Origin of the sequence: Sulfuricurvum sp. (genome assembly GCF_041651515.1) — a bacterium.
Taxonomy (GTDB): Bacteria; Campylobacterota; Campylobacteria; order Campylobacterales; family Sulfurimonadaceae; genus Sulfuricurvum.
Genome location: NZ_JBAZJF010000008.1, coordinates 67472 through 85400, shown reverse-complemented (window position 1 = coordinate 85400; position 17929 = coordinate 67472). Strand labels below are relative to the sequence as shown.

17 protein-coding genes are annotated in these 17929 nt (G+C 42.4%); 15 read left to right on the top strand and 2 right to left on the bottom strand.

The annotated features are described in order from the left end of the window. Positions 1 to 256 precede the first annotated feature (256 nt). From cobA to WC407_RS12545, 5 genes are all read left to right on the top strand, one after another. Positions 257 to 1033, top strand: a complete 777-nt coding sequence (gene cobA, locus WC407_RS12565; protein ID WP_373023012.1) for a uroporphyrinogen-III C-methyltransferase — start codon at positions 257 to 259, stop codon at positions 1031 to 1033. Then, positions 1011 to 2921 (top strand): ferredoxin--nitrite reductase, encoded by a 1911-nt coding sequence (locus WC407_RS12560; RefSeq protein WP_373023011.1) that lies wholly within the window; start codon positions 1011 to 1013, stop codon positions 2919 to 2921. Before cobA ends, WC407_RS12560 begins: the two co-directional genes overlap by 23 nt. After that, positions 2908 to 4923 (top strand): molybdopterin oxidoreductase family protein, encoded by a 2016-nt coding sequence (locus WC407_RS12555; RefSeq protein WP_373023010.1) that lies wholly within the window; start codon positions 2908 to 2910, stop codon positions 4921 to 4923. The genes WC407_RS12560 and WC407_RS12555 overlap by 14 nt, the downstream gene beginning before the upstream one ends. A 93-nt stretch (positions 4924 to 5016) precedes the next feature. Then, a complete protein-coding gene (locus WC407_RS12550) occupies positions 5017 to 5847 on the top strand; it encodes a tetratricopeptide repeat protein (RefSeq protein WP_373023009.1) in 831 nt (276 codons plus the stop codon). Between the two features lie 219 nt (positions 5848 to 6066). Next, a complete protein-coding gene (locus tag WC407_RS12545) occupies positions 6067 to 6420 on the top strand; it encodes a hypothetical protein (RefSeq protein WP_373023008.1) in 354 nt (117 codons plus the stop codon). A 24-nt stretch (positions 6421 to 6444) separates the two neighbouring features. Here the strand turns inward: WC407_RS12545 and WC407_RS12540 are convergent, their stop codons facing one another. Then, positions 6445 to 7605 carry an MFS transporter gene (locus WC407_RS12540; RefSeq protein WP_373023007.1) on the bottom strand — a complete coding sequence of 387 codons (1161 nt, stop codon included), beginning with the start codon at positions 7603 to 7605 and terminating at the stop codon, positions 6445 to 6447. A gap of 106 nt (positions 7606 to 7711) precedes the next feature. On the opposite strand from WC407_RS12540, the gene WC407_RS12535 reads away from it, so the two are divergent. Then, positions 7712 to 8548: a zinc-dependent peptidase gene (locus WC407_RS12535; RefSeq protein ID WP_373023006.1), complete on the top strand. Its 837-nt coding sequence runs from the start codon at positions 7712 to 7714 to the stop codon at positions 8546 to 8548. 16 nt (positions 8549 to 8564) lie between these two features. On the opposite strand, the gene WC407_RS12530 is transcribed toward WC407_RS12535, so the two are convergent. After that, positions 8565 to 8876: a hypothetical protein gene (locus WC407_RS12530; RefSeq protein WP_373023005.1), complete on the bottom strand. Its 312-nt coding sequence runs from the start codon at positions 8874 to 8876 to the stop codon at positions 8565 to 8567. 100 nt (positions 8877 to 8976) lie between these two features. Here WC407_RS12530 and WC407_RS12525 point away from each other — a divergent pair, with 100 nt between their 5' ends. The 9 genes from WC407_RS12525 to WC407_RS12485 all read left to right on the top strand — a co-directional run bounded on the left by WC407_RS12525 (position 8977) and on the right by WC407_RS12485 (position 17920). Then, positions 8977 to 10227 carry a TolC family protein gene (locus WC407_RS12525; protein WP_373023004.1) on the top strand — a complete coding sequence of 417 codons (1251 nt, stop codon included), beginning with the start codon at positions 8977 to 8979 and terminating at the stop codon, positions 10225 to 10227. Positions 10228 to 10266: 39 nt separating this feature from the next. Then, on the top strand, positions 10267 to 10599 hold the full coding sequence (locus tag WC407_RS12520) for an SHOCT domain-containing protein (RefSeq protein WP_373023003.1): 333 nt from the start codon (positions 10267 to 10269) through the stop codon (positions 10597 to 10599). A gap of 148 nt (positions 10600 to 10747) precedes the next feature. Then, a complete protein-coding gene (locus tag WC407_RS12515; RefSeq protein ID WP_373023002.1) occupies positions 10748 to 12115 on the top strand; it encodes a hypothetical protein in 1368 nt (455 codons plus the stop codon). Positions 12116 to 12354: 239 nt separating this feature from the next. Beyond that, positions 12355 to 13197: a peptidylprolyl isomerase gene (locus WC407_RS12510; RefSeq protein WP_373023001.1), complete on the top strand. Its 843-nt coding sequence runs from the start codon at positions 12355 to 12357 to the stop codon at positions 13195 to 13197. 160 nt (positions 13198 to 13357) lie between these two features. Further along, a complete protein-coding gene (locus WC407_RS12505; RefSeq protein WP_373023000.1) occupies positions 13358 to 13801 on the top strand; it encodes a MarR family winged helix-turn-helix transcriptional regulator in 444 nt (147 codons plus the stop codon). A gap of 33 nt (positions 13802 to 13834) precedes the next feature. After that, on the top strand, positions 13835 to 14143 hold the full coding sequence (locus WC407_RS12500; RefSeq protein WP_373022999.1) for a hypothetical protein: 309 nt from the start codon (positions 13835 to 13837) through the stop codon (positions 14141 to 14143). Positions 14144 to 14152: 9 nt separating this feature from the next. Continuing rightward, complete coding sequence (locus tag WC407_RS12495) at positions 14153 to 15583, top strand: efflux transporter outer membrane subunit (protein ID WP_373022998.1); 1431 nt, start codon at positions 14153 to 14155, stop codon at positions 15581 to 15583. Next, positions 15570 to 17729, top strand: a complete 2160-nt coding sequence (locus WC407_RS12490) for an FUSC family protein (protein WP_373022997.1) — start codon at positions 15570 to 15572, stop codon at positions 17727 to 17729. Before WC407_RS12495 ends, WC407_RS12490 begins: the two co-directional genes overlap by 14 nt. Next, a complete protein-coding gene (locus WC407_RS12485) occupies positions 17720 to 17920 on the top strand; it encodes a DUF1656 domain-containing protein (protein WP_373022996.1) in 201 nt (66 codons plus the stop codon). The genes WC407_RS12490 and WC407_RS12485 overlap by 10 nt, the downstream gene beginning before the upstream one ends. Positions 17921 to 17929: the final 9 nt, after the last annotated feature.

The following is a 17929-nucleotide window of genomic DNA, read 5'->3' as shown; positions in this document are numbered from 1 at the left end:
TCCCCGGTGTCAAAGGGCTTAACGGCTTACTTAAAGCCGCCTATTACAAAGCCGGTGATGTCTCTGGTTTTACTGCAAATACCAGCAAAATCTGGCTTCAACTCGACTATAAATTCTAAGATTCTCACCCATTGGGTGAGAATTCTCCTCCTTACACTTTAAAATGATTAAAAAATAACCAATAAATTGTTTTAATTATCACTCATTTACACTATTATTTTTAAAGACAAAAAAGTCCTAATAAAAGGAATTTATCATGAATGGCAAACTATATTTGATCGGTTGCGGACCGGGCGATGCAGATCTACTTACACTAAAAGCAATGAAAAGCATTGAAAAACTTGACATTGCATTAATAGACCATCTCCTTACGGATGAAATTATTGATCTTATACCCCCTACTACAAAAGTGGTATTTGTAGGAAAAGAGAAAGGGAAACACAGCTTTCCTCAGGATCAAATCAATACAATGATCACCGAGTACGCTCACCAAGGATACACTGTCGGGCGGCTAAAATGCGGCGATCCCTATATCTTTGGACGTGGTACGGAAGAGGCAATTTTTGCTTCCCAAAACGGTATTGAAACCGAGGTAATTCCCGGACTATCATCGGCTTTATCCGGCCCGCTTTCAGTAGGGATCGCCCCTACCGCACGAGGTGTAAGTACTGGAGTATCGGTTGTATCAGCACATTTATCGGGTGATCGGCTGAACCTTTCATGGATCCCGATGCTAGCGGTGAGAGATCACACCACAATCGTATTAATGGGACTTAGCCGTACACGACAAATCGTAAAAGAAGCATTGGAACAGGGGATCGATCCTCACTTGCCTGCGGCCATTATCTCAAATGCCACAACATCGATTCAAAGCTCAATCGTTACCACTCTTTGTGAACTCATTAATGCAGCAAAAGGGGCACCTAAACCGGCAATTTTGGTTTTCGGTGACGTTGTCAACTTGGCACAAATCCTCCCTAAATACCACTATGAACCCAAGGAAACACGTCATGACATCTCTTACGCAGGCTAATGCGGCGCGCAGTGCCAAAAGGCACAAAACCGAATCCATCAAAGATGCCTTCAACGCTACAGAAGCATGGGAACGGCTAAAAGGTTATGCGACAAGCGGCTACGCTTCCATCACCGATGAGGATAAAGATTTTGTCCTCAAAAGTTTCGGCGTATTTGATCGCCCTGCAACACCAGAGAGGTTTATGATTCGTGTCCGTATTGCAGGAGGTTCCCTCAGTGTAAACCAGGCAATCGCTTTGGCGGATGTATCGGCTCGTTTTGGACAAGATTACATTGACCTTACAACCCGTCAGCAAATCGAATTGCGCTATATCCGTATCGAAGATATTCCTGAAGCACTTAGGATGTTAGAAAGTGTCGGTCTCACAAGTTACCAGACAGGGGTGGATAATTTCCGTAACATTCTCCTCGATCCGCTGGACGGATTGGCAATGGATAATATTATCTCCTGCCATGGTATTATGGAAGAGATTCAATCAATATTTTTGAAAAATGATGCGTGGCTTACGATGTTACCGCGTAAATTCAATATCGGAATCAACGGTTCTCTCAGCAACCGATGCAACATCTTCGGTCAAGATTTTGCCCTCGTTCTGGCCCAAAAAGACGGAGTATATGGCTTTAATCTCTATTTGGGGGGACGAGTCGGAGTTTTGGCGCAAAGTGCGGATATGTTTCTCTTCACCCATCAGGCCTCTGCTATTTTTGAAAGTGTAGCGAAGCTTTTCAAAACATACGGATTCCGAGATAACCGTAATAAAAATCGTCTTAAATTTCTCATTGACTCTGTCGGTATGGAAACCTTTCGTGAGGCGATTGAAGAAGAATTCGGATATACATTGCCTCGCGGCGGAGAAACGCTCTGTCCTTTGGAGGGGGGAGATCATTATGGCAAAATTGCACTCAAGAACGGATCATTTGCCCTCTATGCTGCCGTCCCATCCGGTATTTTCAGCGGAACACATTTGCTTGAAGCATCCCGTATTGCGCAGGAACAAAACGGTGCGATCCGTTTAACAATTGAGCAGAATATAATAATTACAGGTGTCAAAGACGAAGATAAAGCACTCCAATCACCCCTTTTCGTCAAATATCCGAATCGACCTACCCCATATATGGCAAACCTTATCGCCTGCGCCGGAAGTGAACACTGCCCATTTGGTGTTATCCCGAATAAAATCGATGCCATTGAAATGGGGGAATATCTCTCGCGTGAAGTGCCAATTATCGATGCCAAAGTTCGTCTCTATTGGTCCGCCTGTATAAAAGGGTGCGGTATTCACGGGGCGGGCGATCTCGGCTTTGTGGGGTGCAAGGTTCCTAAAAATGGGAAAATAGAGCTGGGTGTCGACATTTTTATCGGCGGCAGTCTCAGCGGCGAAGGGGAAGAATCGAAACTGCTCTTGAAAGGGATTATTCTCGAAGAGGCAAAAGAATACGTCGCCGAATTGATGCATGAATTTGCCCTTTTACGTCACCCCTATGAGAGTCTGGAAAAATTCATTACACGCCTTCGAGCACGCTATACCAATCATGCCCTCGCCTTTTTGATGCGCTGGAACCGTCTAATGCGGCTAGCCGGAGAGGTAACCTTACTGCATTATAATCTCCAATCCCATGGAGGAAATCATAAAGAAGTGGATGAGATTTTTACCTTTGGTTCTGATTTGGTTCACGCAATCACGCATAAGCGCCCTTATGAAGTTGAAGATCCGTTTGTAGAGGGAAAAAAATGTTTTTATTTCGCTAAAAACGATCTCTCCCCGGCCTATGCTGCATACGCACCGATCATCGAGAAAATGGTTCATCCCGACCCGCTTAAGCGGTATCAGGTATTTACCGAAATCGTCACTGCGTTCGAAAAGAGTGAGCATGCACTCGGCTAATATGATCTCTACCGGATGCCCGTTTTGTGGTACAGGATGTGCCCTTAGTGTCGAGTGTACCGATAGCACCTATAAAGTAAAAGGGGATAAATCCAATCCTTCGACATTGGGAGAGCTTTGCTTCAAACCCATTCAAATGGCCAAAGCCCTCGATACGGCACGGTTGACTGCTCCGCTATACCGTCAGCATAAAAATGAGTCTTTTAAGCCAATCTCTTGGGATGAAGCGTTCACCCATATCGCCGATAATATCCTGCACCTTCCCAAAGATGCCCTCTATTTTTATCTCTCCGGACAACTCCTCACCGAAGAGAGCTATCTTTTCACCAAACTCATCAAAGGATATTTGGGGACCAACAACGTGGATGCAAACTCTAGACTCTGTATGGCGAGTGCCGTCGTTGCCCATAAAATGGTTTTCGGGAGCGACGGACCGGTCGGAAATTACAAAGATCTTGATGATGCAGAGGTCATTCTCATCAGCGGTTCCAACCCTGCCTGGGCACATCCTGTCATTTTTCGACGTATTTTGGCGCGTAAAAAATCTCATCCCGAAACCCTTATTATTACCATCGATCCGATCCGTACCGAAACCGCCGAAAAAAGCGATCTGTGGATCGGATTGAACAGCGGAAGCGATACAATGCTCTATAATGCCCTCCTCTCCGAGCTCTATCGACGGCACGCGTGTGATATCGATTTTATCCGACGTGCATCGGAAGGGTTTGAGCAAACTCTCGCCGAAGCTCAAACTATCCCGTTCGAATCCGCCATCAAAGCGTGCGGAATATCACAACCGGATGCGGAACAGCTCTTAGAATGTTTCGCATCGGATAAAAAAATAGTCGGACTCTGGTGCCAAGGGCTCAATCAAGCTACCGATGGGGTGATGCGCAATATCGGGTTTATGAATCTGTTTTTAGCAACAAGACGCATCAATACTTCCCGGGGTTGCCCGATCTCCCTTACCGGTCAGCCTAACGCGATGGGTGGACGGGAAGTGGGATATCTCTCCAACGGTCTCCCCGGTTACCGTGATGTCCGTACGCTGTCCGATCGGCAACAATGCGAAAACCATTGGAATCTTCCCGATGACACTATCTCCCCTATTCCGGGTATCACCATCACAGAGGCTATTGATTCTATCCTCGCGAAAGAGATCCAATTTTTGTGGGTAACGTGTACTAATCCGCTTCTCACCCTCCCCGATATCCAAAAAACACAACGCGCCCTTAATACGCCTGATCTATTTTTAGTCGTTCAAGATTGCGTAATGAGTGAGACTGCCGCCATGGCGAATCTGATATTACCTACCCATGCTTGGGGGGAGAAAGAGGGAAGTATGACCAATTCTGAGCGCTATATCAAACGGGTACGTCCCTTTAAATCTGCTCCCGATGGTTCCAAAAGCGATATTGAAATCATCTGTTCTGTCGCACAACAGCTTGGATTTAGAGACTTTAAGTATCCAACCGTAAAAGCGGTTTATGACGAGTATAAAGCTCTGACAGAAAATCGATTATGCGATCAGAGCCAGCAAGAGTACGACACGCTATCATATCAGTGGGGAGGGGAACGCCTTTATGCTAATGAACTCTTCGCAACACTATCGACTAAAGTCCAGTTTCACCCTATCGTATCATCAGCTCCAAGGATCAATCTAGATGAATTTATTCTCATCACCGGAAGGACAAAAAAACAGTGGCATACCATGACACGTACCGGATTATCCCGTGAGTTATTAAAAGACGAAGAGGAACCCTATCTTCTCATAAATGCACACGAAGCGATAAAGAGAGGGCTAAAAGAAGGAGAAAGCGTCATCATTAGTAATAACCTTGGATCAATTAGTCTTACCCTACGCTATGGCGTATTAGCACAACAACATCTTTTTTCCCCATTTGGGTATCTTCAGGCTGCAGCAAATACTCTAATTCCCGTAGACAATGACCCTATTTCCTTTCAATGTGCACTTAAATCTACTTATGTAATAATTAAATAATAAATGAACGAATTAACAATAATTTCACATTCTCTTCACAGAAGGATATGTATACTTTCTAATACGCTATATAAAATCATAAAAGGAATTTTTATGCTCACACTCCCTAAATTGTTAGCCGTTTTACTGTTAGTAGGAAATATTGTACTGGCGGATAACGTTCCAACGATACATGAAGTTTATCAAGCGGCGCAAGCCGGTCGGTTAGATGAAGCCCACCGCATGGTAGAACAAGTTTTAAAAGCTCATCCGGATAGTGCAAAAGCACATTTTGTAGATGCTGAGATACTGGTACGTCAAGGTGATGTATCCGATGCAAAAAACGAGTTCGAAACTGCCCAGAAGCTTTCTCCCGGATTACCTTTTGCAAAACCGCATTCGGTAGAAGATCTTAAACAACGTATTTCAGGAGTTTCTTCCAACGAACTTATGAGTAATACAATGCTCCCCTCTACACAATCAGAACACAAGTCATTTCCATGGATAATGATACTGCTTGGTGTTGCTGCAGTTGTGTTTTTTGTTTTGGTCATTCGATCACTATTTTCAGGTAAAACGAATGGGTACCCGTCTCAGGGGAACGGTAGTTATGATGCGCAAAGATATCCAAATCCTAATGGCCCATACAATCCATCCGGTATGGGTTCTGGGCAGCCTTATCCTAATCAAACCGGCGGCGGTATAGGGAGTGGAATTGCATCCGGTTTAGCGACAGGAGCGGCAGCCGGTGTCGGTATAGTAGCGGGTGAAGCACTCATGCATCACTTTATGGATGACTCTACTTCTGGCAATGTCGCTAATTCATCATTTGTTAACAATAATACTCAGCCCTCCAATTCTATGGATGACACCGATTTTGGTGTAACAGACAGTTCATCTTGGGATAATGAGGGTATGGATGATTCCAGTGACAATACATGGTAAACTGTCCCTTTTACTAAAATTATCGAGGCAAATATCATAAATCGTATCCAAAATTCACTTTTTGTTTTCCTTATCTTAATCTATATTCTCTTTGAAGAGTTGATTTGGAAAACAGCGGTCACTCCGGTGATACGCTATATATCAACTTTTCACCTTTACTTGCGGTTTTTAACGTATATCCAATTGCGTGCAGGACGGTTCACCGTCTTATTCCTATTTATGGTTCCATTTCTTGTTGGTGAGGTGATAGGTATCCTCTCAGGTATTCTTGCAGCCAACCTCTATATATTCAGCGCTGTATTATTATACGCTTGTAAAATTCCGCTCATTGTTGTCGCTTTAGCCATTCTGCATAGCGGGAAAGAAAAACTGCTCACATTCCCATGGTTTGCACTGTGCTACAGATGGATTATTCATCAATTGGATAAATTACATAACAGTACACTTTATATACAAACAATTCACCGTATTAGCAAGATTCGAGAACACGTCACAAGCCGCTCAGGAAAAATGCGTGTGAGGATTGTCCGCTACTATGAAATACTCCAAAAAAAAATTATCAAGAAAAATTAGGGTGAATGATTGACAGATAAATTATTAATATACCAAGCCTCTCCGTATATAACCAAATAAATAGAGGCTTAGCGCGACCACAAGAAGTATACCCCCAACAACTGAAAACAGATGTTGCACACCAATCAGCCGAACAATCGGCTGTGTAAAAAGAGGAGAGCAGAACTGCCCGAAAAAAAGCGACGATGTCAATATTCCTGCTGCCTTGCCCCGTTTGGACTGATGGGCTTGGGACAAGAGCCAAGCATTGGTTGTCGTCATCATTAACCCGCTTCCTAATCCCATCAGGGCTGCCGTTAAAAACAGATATTCAAAAGATGGTACTAGGCCAATGGCACTAAATCCAATCCCAATCAAAACAAACAACAGAATATACATTCCACGAAAACTCAAATGCTTTTTCAACTTACTAAAATTAAATGCCATCATGGCATTAAAGCTCATCGCTGTAGAAATAACTGCACCGACATAAACCCCTTTTGCGTGGAAATGCTCAATCATCAAAAACGGCATTTGGGTGGGAAGCATGTAAAAGATAACCATCAAGAAAAAAGCGCTCAAGTAAATGGGATATAGGCGGGGTGAAATCGGCTGTTCATCCGATTCTGAGATATAGGTATGCCGTTGTGGTTCCGAAATAAAAAAATAGGCAAAAGGGAAAACTGCCAATCCGACAAGATAAACTAAAAACGGCATGTGCCAATTATAATCAGCTAAAAAGCTCCCACCGCTAATAAATAAAATTCCTCCCAATGCACTAAAAGCCCCTTGAAGACTCATAAAACGATGCCTCTCATGCTCATGATAATAATCCGCTACCAAAGCCGTGGTAACAGTCATCATTATCGCAACCGCCAAACCAAGCAAAGCTCGTCCTGCAAGAATCATCTCAATACGGTCAAAAAAATATCCGCTTACTCCGCCTATGGAAAACAAGACCAACGACACCAGCAATAATGGTCTGCGACCGATTCGATCCGATAACACTCCAAAAAAAGGGGCCGTTATCGCGATCACAAGAGAAGGAAGGGTCAGAATAAGCCGTGCAACAATATCAATATGGGGAATATCAACAAAAACTTTACTGATTGAAGGCAAAGACGCTACGATAACAGTACCCGAAAGCATTGTTAACATACTGACCAAAAGAAGGGACAATGTGCGCATCGAAATAGGTAAAATCAAAATAATATTCCTTTAGCCTTCTATTGCTTATAACTGTAGAATAATAGCTCACCCTCGAAGAATATAGCTATAATGACCTCAAATCTACAAGAAAGAGTTATGAAAAATGGACTATCACTTAGCGCTTCTTTTTGTTTTTGCAGGATTAGGAATACTCTATTTTACCTTTTTATTTTTAAGTGATCTGACAAAAAAAAGAAATCTAAACAAAATAAAAGAACTTCCGTTTACCGAACAGTATAAATCCATAATTTCCAAAACACCGCATTACAATAAACTTTCTATGATCGATCAAACCAAATTGCAACGCTCCATTATCTATTTTATTCATACGAAAAAGTTTATCGGTATCGGCTTAGAAGTAACGGATGAGATGAAAGTATTAATTGCATTTTATGCCTGTTTGCTTTTACTTCATAAACAAACTGAAAATTGCTATGATAATTTAAAAAGCATAATTATTTATCCCTATTCTGTCATAGTCAAACAACTCCATTCAAACGGCGGCATTTACGCAAAAGAACAATTAATTATTGAAGGACAGTCAGCCAATGATACCGTTGTGATTACATGGCATGAGGCCAGACGTGAGTCTTACCATATGCGTCACAACAATCTCATCTTACACGAATTCGCTCATGAAATTGATTTTATGGATGGTGAAATCGATGGTATCCCTCCCATAGAACATTCAAAATATGACAGTTGGGTCAATGTACTCTACAAAGAGTTTAATACACTCAATTCGATAGTACTTAAAAATCGCAATTGGGGTAAATACACATTACTAGGTGCTTATGCCGCTAGTAATGAAGCAGAGTTTTTTGCGGTTGTTACAGAGCGATTTTTTGAATCCCCGATTGCTCTGAAACAACACTTTCCTGAACTCTATCATGAGTTTGAAGATTTTTATCAGATCGATACTGCGCAACTTTTTGAGTAGTATTTTTGCACGCTTATCAGAAAAAAAGCCATATCAGCAATATTGTCCCGAAGGTGAGATTAAACCAACTGCCGCCATCTTTAAATAGCATTACCAAAAGCTCATAGTATTGGCGATCAAGAAGTGTAGCAGAAATTAAAAGCTCTCTATTCGCATATGCAGTGATATCGGTACCCCAGATAAATGCAATAATCTCCGGAACAATAAAAAAGAGAATAATACCGAAAAAGCTCCAAAGCGTTTTTTTCGGTTTCATTGATATAAACGCTTTTTGAGCTGCTGGATTTTGTACGATTTGTTGTACTTTAGTTTTAATTTTTTGCTTCATATTAATGGAATATTAGCATATTAGATCCATAACTTCACACAGAATTCACACCATTTATCTATAATTCGCGTATTCAAAAACAATACCCCAGGAATTTCACTTGCATTTTACTCGATATAGCTTTTTAGCGCTGATTTTGGCCCCACATCTATTGGCTGCTCCATCTCTAAGCTTTAATACTGCGGTTGAGCAATTTATAGAACACAATTATGATCTTAAAATTGCACGCCAAGAAGCCGATAAATCAAAAGCCGATTTAACAACAGCACAACGTCGCCCAAATCCAATACTTTCCGGATCATACGATTATGTGGATGGTAATCATCATTTTAAGGATATGTCTCCTGCAGCCGCTGCATTAGCGACGCTTCATCTTGACCATCCGATTGAACTCGGTGGAAAACGCTCCCGCAGAATCGAAACGGCAACGGCAGGTATTGCCTATGCTTACAGTCTATTAGAGGAGACCAAAAGAGAACAACTCTTTACCCTGATTGATGCCTATTATCAGGTGCAAGCGGATGTTGCCGAATTGGATAATTCAATTGCCAACCGTCGTGATTTTGAAAAGCTACTCACTATTGCTGAAGCTAAATACAGTAATGGATTTTTGAGTGAAATTGACTTGGAAAAACTTCAATTGCAACTCATCGATTATGATAAGGAGGTAAATTCCAATACGGCAGCACTCTCTTCCGATACCGAAGCCCTGGCATTATTACTTTCCATGAAAGCCGATGATATAAATATACCCGCTATCGTTCCCCCCGAACCGTTCTTAAAATCAGTGAATGATCTGATATCGTATGCTCAACAAAATCGATCCGATTGTTTGGCGGCACAAGAAAATATCAAAGTTTCAAATGCCTCCGTCGAGCTTGAAAAAGCTAATGCTATCCCCGATGTTACCGTTGGAATCGAAACAGAAAACTACGCACCTACCTATGAAACCCTGTATGGAATAAGCGCATCAATCCCTTTGCCGATTTATGATCGCAACCAAGGAGCCATCCAAAAAGCTCGCATTACTGCGCTTCAATCCTCTACCCAACAATCAAAAGTTTTGGAACAAGCCGCGTCCGAAGTTCGGCAATCCTATATTCAATATCAATCGCAGCAGTCCATCTATACTTCTATGCAACACGGATATGAATCGGCCAAAAAACTCAAAGAAAAGCAAGAAAAAGTTTTTGCGCTCAAAGGAATTTCTATTCTTGAACTCCTTGATGCGCAGAAAAGCTACCGCGAATATCAAAGAAACATGACCCAAGCTGTTATTGGTTTACACGTTGCAGCAGCACAGCTCAAGCTTGCATCCGGATTAACGCTTACCGATTCAACACCACGATAAGATATACTTGTTGATAAATTTATTTTAAAAGGAGATGGTATGGAAATGCTAATCGCTATGGAATTCTTCTTATTTTTTATCGTAGCAGGTCTCTTTATTCTTTGGATATGGGCACTCGTAGACATCATAAAATCCAAATTTCAAGAAGATTTAATGCAAATAGTATGGTTATTGATCGTCTTCTTTTTGCCTTTTTTAGGGGTTTTGCTCTATCTTTTAATAGGCCGTTCTATGAAACAGTCTATACAGCAAAAGGATAATGATCCAACCTTGAGATACACTCATCTGGAAAAACTCAAAACGTTACTGGATAGCGGTGTGATCTCAGAAACGGAATTCGAAGCAGAAAAAGAAAAAATTTTGAATAGCTAATATGGCTTTCCTATTTTTAATAATTAATTTTAACACCTTTCATAAAAGAAAGTTCACACTAAGTTCACACTAAGTTCACACTAAGTTCACACTAAGTTCACACTCTTTGCACTAAACTGGTTAAAGATTTAGCGCTAAGGAGTACATTATGAACAAAAGCTTTACCAAATACGTTGTCGGAGGAGCATTACTCGCAACGGTATTTATCGACAATGCTTACGCCATTCCAAGTTTTGCCCGTCAAACCGGTTTTGAATGTACGGTTTGTCATACCGTTTTTCCCGAGTTGACTCAAACCGGGCGCGAATTCAAACTGCGCGGGTATACCTTGAGCAAGGGTGAAAAAAGAACTATGTTTTCTTCCTTATCCGCCATGGTAATGGCAGATGTTACCAATAATACTAATAACGATAATGGAAATGACGTTATCGCCAAAAACGGTGCTATTACCATTCCGCAAATCAGCCTATTTTTCGGCGGTAAAATCACAGACAAATCGGGTGCTTTTATTCAAGTCACGGACAGCCCTTCTCGCTATCTTCCGGAAAGCAAAGATTTGGGTAATGGCAATGTCCATCTGGATAACATGGATATCCGTTATGCGGATTCCTTTACCCTTGCGGACAAAGAGTTGATATACGGGGTGAGTGTCAATAATAATCCCTCTATGTCGGATCTATGGAACAGTACACCGGCATGGACCTTTCCCTATGCACAAACCGGTATGTCACATGCTCCCACTACGGGAGGAGCACAGGTTGATGGTTCCTTGGGGCAAGCTGTCGGGGGTGTAGGAGCCTACGCTATGTGGAACGATCTCCTTTATGCGGAGTTGTCTGTTTACCGCAGTGCCAAACCGGGCGGGATCATGGGTCTGTTCGGCTGGAAAAATCAAGGATTGAAAGGGGATATAGTAAATGATATATCACTCGTACAAGGGACAGCACCGTATGCCCGTGTAGCACTTCAACAAAATTTTGGCGATAATTATGTGATGGTAGGCGGATATATGATGAATACCAAAATAAATCCAGCCGTTTATGGTAATGCAGGCGGTCCGTTGGATCAATATAAAGACCATGCGATAGATGCCGAATATCAGTACACCAACGGCAGTCATATTGTCACAGCCACGGCAACCAAAATTTGGGAAAAACAAACACTTGACGGTAGCGTTTTAGTGTCCGGTTCCAATCCGAGTAACACCCTCTCAACAACACGAGCACGGGTCAGTTATTACTTTGATCAAAAATACGGTGCCTCTGTAGGGATCTTCTCAACAACCGGATCCTCCGATGCTGGTTTGTATAACACCAATACAAATTTTTCTCCTAACAGCAGCGGAAAAGGGGCAGAACTTGACTATCTTCCGCTCCAAAATATTAAGCTGGCGTTGCAATATACCAGTTATGATACCTTCAACGGCGCAAGCACTTATGTTGGCACCACTGATGGACTAATGCATAAAGCTTCAGAAAACAATAACTTTTACCTCCTTGCATGGTTTATGTTCTAAGTGAATCTCAAATCGAGTATCGGGCGATTGTGCCCTTTACTCTTACGTTTAACTCTCCTCATCAAAAACCCCTCTAATTCGCTCTACATATACTAATTTACCTCGTATGAGCAACTTGTAGTAATCATTGCAACATGCCTATTAAATTTAATCCTTTTAAAAATAGTTATTATAATAACTATTTAAGGGGTACTGCCTTACAATCCCGCTATCCAATCCTCTTACACACAAGGAAAACTATGAAGCGCTATTATGCCGCTTGGGTTTTGGGTTTATTATTGAATGCGCACTCCGCATCTGCGACTGTGCTGGCAACGGTAAATGGAGATGAAATCACCTCCAAAGAGGTGAATGCAGTACTCATAGAAGGGACACAGGGGAAATTTGATTCCCTCCCCTCAGAAAAACAAAATGAATTGCGCCAGCGGATTATCGAAGGGATGATTACGCAGGAACTTGTCTATGAGGAAGCTCAAAAAAAAGGGATTCTTGAATCCAAAGAGTATCGACAAGAGTATGATGCATTAGTGAGTCGGTTAAAAGTTCAATTGGCTGCTAAAGTATGGGAGCAGGAACAATACGAAGCCGTCAAAGTTGATTTTAAAGATGTGAAAGCCTATTTTGACGCTAATCCGGATGAATTTGTCGATAAAGAAAAAATTCATGCACGGCATATATTGGTAAAAAATGAAGAGGAAGCAAAAGCCATTATTAAAAGTATGAAAGGGCTTAGCGGAGAAAAACTAAAACATGAGTTTATTACCCTAGCAAAAGCAAAATCGGTAGGTCCAAGTGCTTCGCGAGGAGGAGATCTCGGTTATTTTCCCAGAGGACAAATGGTACCATCCTTTAATGATGCGGTATTCTCTATGCGAGAGGGGACGGTATCATCCACTCCGGTACACAGCCAGTTCGGTTACCATATTATCTATATAGAAGATAGAAAAGTTGCAAAAAAACTTAGCTTTGACGAAGTAAGAAATTTTATAGAACAACGGCTAAAAATGGATAAATTTAAGCTGATCATGGATAAAAAAATGGCAACCCTACGTGAAAAAGCCAAAATTATCTATAGCAAATAACCTCCTCTATTTACCCGCTTAATGCGGGTTTCACCCCTCTTTTATCCATTAATGTGATTGTATATTATAAAGAAAAACATGATTATTAATATAATAGTTATTATAATAACTATTTAAGGGATACTGCTTTACAATTCCACCATTATCACAAGGAGATTATATGAGCTTTGAATCGGATAATTCAATCGCCTTTCTTATTGCAAAAGCGAGAAATGTACTTAAAAATGAGTTCGAAAAAGAGCTAAAACCCTATGCTCTCTCCTATGCTCATCGTGTTATTCTAGTACGTCTGTGTGAAAAAGACGGTCTAACTCAAAAAGAGCTAGCACAAGATACCTATTTCGAGCAGTCTAATCTGACTCTAATGTTGGATAAACTGGAATTAAAAGGGCTGGTCAAACGCGAACAAAAAGAACACGATAGACGAGCCTATCTCGTCAAGATCACCCCTGAAGGGAAAAAACTACAAAAAGTATTGCTTCAAATGGGTGAAAGTGTGATGGAAAGAGCACTAAGCGGAGTAAGCAGTGAACAGAAAGAAGCTCTTTCCAATCTCCTTCTAACGATCTATGAGAACCTAAAAAACACATCATCTAATATCTAAATATTACAAAAAAACACACAAAGGAACTGAATTATGATAAAGTTATGTAAAGCTATTCTACCCATCATGGTTATGGGGATGGTATCATCTTGTTTTGCCGATACGTATCAAGACGCTCAAACAGCGTTAAAGAATAAAATGTATACGGAAGCAGCGACACAGTTTGAAAATGCTTGTGAGCACGGTAATGCAAAAGGGTGTTTCCAGCTTGGAGCACTGTATGAAAAAGGGGACGGCGTCGTACAAAATAAGTACAAGGCTGTTTCGCTTTACACACAAGCGTGCAATGGTGGTGAAACACACGGATGCAGTAATATTGCCTTGATGTATGACACGCCATAAAGGATTTTTGTGTACGCTAAAATACTCGCCGCGCTTTTTTTCTCCCTTTTTATATTAAGTGGGTGCGTCCCTAAGATCGACAAGGCTCTCCCTATCTCCGAAGGGTCGGTACGCAGCGATCTGGAAAAAAGCATTGTCGAGTTCGACGATAAAAAGCTTGTCAAAGAGTGGTGGAGAGGATATGGCGATCCGCAACTCGATAAAATCATTGACGAAACCCTTGCAAAAGCCCCTGCCCTTAAAAGTATCGAAGCGCGATACGCGCAAGCAAACAGCATTATAGAGTCTGTACAATCCCGAAATCTGCCCCATATCTCTGCCAATGCAAGTGTCCTGCGGGAACGCTTCAGCGAAAACCATATTTTTCCACCGCCGCTGGGAGGAGGATCATACAATCAATACCAGAATGCATTGGCACTGGATTACGATTTTGACTTTTGGAACAAACGGAGTTCACATATTTCGGCAGCTGTTAATGGAGCCTTGGCTCAAAGAGCAACCATAGAAGCGACCAGACTATCCTTGTCAAGCGCCATATGTGAAACCTATCTTTCGTGGAATACCGATGAGAAAAAGCTCGGTGTATTAACTGCCATGGAGCAAACCAATCGTGAGGAGCTTAGAATCGTAGAGAAACAGTATCGGTTGGGATTGATCGATGCGGTCGCCATCAACGACAAAAAAAGTTCACGTTTGCAAATCGAGCAACGCACAGAGGCACTAAAACGATCCATCGAAGGGAAAAAAGAGGCAATCTGTGTTTTGGGCGGTTTTCTCCCCTCTTATACACAGACCCTAAGGGCTCCCCGAATCAATGATGCCTTTGTTCTTCCGTTGCCCAAAGAGGTGATGCTGAATCTCATCGCGCACCGTCCCGATGTCGCCGTCGCTAAATACACGGCTCTGAGTAAAAGCCATACCATTGAGGAGACAAAAGCCGAGTTCTACCCCAACATAAGCCTCTCCGGGCTCATCGGCTTTACCTCGTTTAATTGGTCAAAATTCCTCGATCACTCTTCCTTTACCCCATCCGCAGGGATTGCATTATCGCTCCCGCTTCTGGATTGGGGAGAGAGAAAAGCCCATCTGCAAAACAGCGTCAGCGACTACAATGCTTCGGTATACGAGTATAACGGGGCTGTCATCAAAGCAGCCAATGAGGTGGTTGTTTTACTTAAACAGTCAAAATATCTAGAGTCGCAGCGGCAACTCCATGAGGGCGAAATGGACGCTAAAAAAGCGAATATGGTGATTACACATAAACAGCTTTTACAGGGATTTAGCACTAAACTCCCCTACCTCGCGGCAGAAAAAATCGTTTTTGAGGGGGAGATTGAAACGCTCTCTCTGATTGAAGCAAAATCGTCGCTTCAAATCGCTCTTATAAAAGCGTTGGGAGGCGGATACACCGATCAAGAGGATACCAATGCGAGCCGATAACGCACGCTTTCCATTAACAACCTTTCCATGGAAGAGGACGCTGCAAGAGTGGCTCACAATCGATGCCCCGGTTCTCATCTATATGGCTAAAACCATCATTGCCGCGCTGTTAGCCCTATGGATTGCAATGAAACTGAATATGCCCGATCCCAGAACCGCTATTTTTACCGTATTTATTGTTATGCAGCCTCAAAGTGGACTCGTATTCGCCAAAAGTTATTACCGTGTTTTGGGGACGATAGCCGGAGTCGGGATATCGCTTGTGATTATCGGGATGTTTTCACAAGATCCCCTCTGGTTCATTACCTTTTTTGCCCTTTGGATCGGTCTGACCACTGCGGCGGGATTCAAATACCGCAATTTTCAATTCTACGGGTTTGTTTTGGCCGGATACACCTTGTGCATTGTTGCCCTTCCCGTCATCGAGACACCGCTTGAAGTCTTTGACATTGCCGTTTCACGCTTTTCTGAAGTTATCATCGGTATCATGAGCGCGACATTGGTAAGTGATATTATTTTCCCCCGCCGGCTCTTGGATTCATTGATTACAAGTGAACAGGAACGGTTTCACAACATCCTCTCTACATTATCTGACCCCAAATCGGTTTTTGCTACCTTTGACGACGCCAATCCCTCTGTCAGCCGATTTTCAAACGGGGTTGTCGGACTGAATGCAATTCGGATTAACAGCAGTTTTGAGAGCGGAAGCGATCGAAAAGAGCGGCAGCACTACCAGTATCTTAATCACGAGTATATGAATCTCTCAACGACGTTTCATTCACTCAAAAGTATCATAGCAGCGATAAAAAATCATGAGAAAATCGAGGTGCTTAGCGCCTTGGAACGTCTGTATACTCCCATCGCATCCGTACTGAAAACAGTTCCTGAAACACTGTTGACGCCAGAAGATCTTGAGAATGTTATTCGAAACCTTTTAGTGGTTAAAAATACCATACAAGAATGTTCTGAATCAGAGCTCAAACGGCTCAAAGAATTGACAAATTCGGAAGAGGAAGATGACTTTATATCGGCAGCCTATTTGATTGGACGTCTCTTAACTGAGCTGCACAATCACTGTGCTACCTACCTCTCTTTGCTTAAACACCGGTTATCCGGCAATGCACCTCGTGAACTCAGTCGGATAGTACGGTTTTCGACGCATACCGATAATGTACTCGTAGCGCTCGCCGCGTTACGCGGAAGCGGTGTATTGCTTTTGACAATGCTGTTTTGGATTTGGACCGCATGGCCTTACGCTACACTGACCATTACTATGGCTGTAGTCATAGGATTATTGCTCGGGACACTTCCGAGTCCCCTCGATGGGGTCAAAGATTTTTTCAAAGGGGCGCTCATTGCTCTTATGGTTGCCGCGCTTTACGATTTTTACCTGATACCGGCCTATACCTCTGATTTTTTAACTCTCAGTTTGCTCCTTGCACCGACGTTAGCATTCATAGGTTGGATGACGACCAAGCCGAAACTCCCTATTTTTACCTTTGGATTTGTCTTTATGTTTATGAGTCAATGTGCCCTTGACCCTTATTATAAAATTGAGCCGACAAAATTTTTAGAGAGTTCACTGGCAGCATTGATCGGAATATTTTTCGGCGGTCTAGCCTATCTGCTAATCAATTTCTGGTCATGTTCACTGACGCAGCGCAGGGTTGCAAAGATATTACGCCGACAAATCATCAGACTGTGTGAGGGACCTTTGACTGTGGAGCGCAGTTCTCTGGAGAGTACCGGACGCGATCTTGTGCAGCAGTTTTCAACACAGGGGCGTTTGAATATGCGCTCCAGCCGCCTCGTGTTTGAATGGCTCCTTTCTACCCTTGAGATCGGCCGAGCCATTTTAACCATCCGACGAAGCCTTCAACGGCTCTACACCCAGTATCATCATTCCAGTATCGACACTGCATTAGAATCAATCAAAGAGTATTTTGAGTCTCCCTCAGTATTAGGACGTAATGAACTCCTTACTGCCCTGCACAAAAGTCTTCAGGATCTCCATTCAGCCCAAATGCCCAGCCAAAAAGGACAGATGAAACGGATAAAGACCCTCATTGTCGAACTTGCGCTCATACGTACTGTCTTACTAAACTCAGCAACATTTCCAGTTGTCACGGAGGATTCATGCCATTAGATATAACCTTATTCGGGATTCAAATGCCAACCCTTCTTCCTATTTTCGTTGTGAGCGCCGTTGTACAAATTTTACTTGACCGCGTGATGTCAGATGCCGGTATTTATAATCATGTTTGGCATCCCGGTCTTTTTCGCACAGCGGTATTTATCTGTCTGTTTACCATCCCTTGTTTATTAATTTATCGCTAAGGAACCGAA

Bases quoted from the DNA above. Each gene is read 5' to 3' on its own strand.
- cobA (WP_373023012.1), top strand. From the start codon at position 257: ATGAATGGCAAACTATATTTGATCGGTTGCGGACCGGGCGATGCAGAT.
- WC407_RS12560 (WP_373023011.1), top strand. From the start codon at position 1,011: ATGACATCTCTTACGCAGGCTAATGCGGCGCGCAGTGCCAAAAGGCAC.
- WC407_RS12555 (WP_373023010.1), top strand. From the start codon at position 2,908: ATGCACTCGGCTAATATGATCTCTACCGGATGCCCGTTTTGTGGTACA.
- WC407_RS12550 (WP_373023009.1), top strand. From the start codon at position 5,017: ATGCTCACACTCCCTAAATTGTTAGCCGTTTTACTGTTAGTAGGAAAT.
- WC407_RS12545 (WP_373023008.1), top strand. From the start codon at position 6,067: ATGGTTCCATTTCTTGTTGGTGAGGTGATAGGTATCCTCTCAGGTATT.
- WC407_RS12535 (WP_373023006.1), top strand. From the start codon at position 7,712: ATGGACTATCACTTAGCGCTTCTTTTTGTTTTTGCAGGATTAGGAATA.
- WC407_RS12530 (WP_373023005.1), bottom strand. From the start codon at position 8,876: ATGAAGCAAAAAATTAAAACTAAAGTACAACAAATCGTACAAAATCCA.
- WC407_RS12520 (WP_373023003.1), top strand. From the start codon at position 10,267: ATGGAAATGCTAATCGCTATGGAATTCTTCTTATTTTTTATCGTAGCA.
- WC407_RS12515 (WP_373023002.1), top strand. From the start codon at position 10,748: ATGAACAAAAGCTTTACCAAATACGTTGTCGGAGGAGCATTACTCGCA.
- WC407_RS12510 (WP_373023001.1), top strand. From the start codon at position 12,355: ATGAAGCGCTATTATGCCGCTTGGGTTTTGGGTTTATTATTGAATGCG.
- WC407_RS12505 (WP_373023000.1), top strand. From the start codon at position 13,358: ATGAGCTTTGAATCGGATAATTCAATCGCCTTTCTTATTGCAAAAGCG.
- WC407_RS12500 (WP_373022999.1), top strand. From the start codon at position 13,835: ATGATAAAGTTATGTAAAGCTATTCTACCCATCATGGTTATGGGGATG.
- WC407_RS12490 (WP_373022997.1), top strand. From the start codon at position 15,570: ATGCGAGCCGATAACGCACGCTTTCCATTAACAACCTTTCCATGGAAG.
- WC407_RS12485 (WP_373022996.1), top strand. From the start codon at position 17,720: ATGCCATTAGATATAACCTTATTCGGGATTCAAATGCCAACCCTTCTT.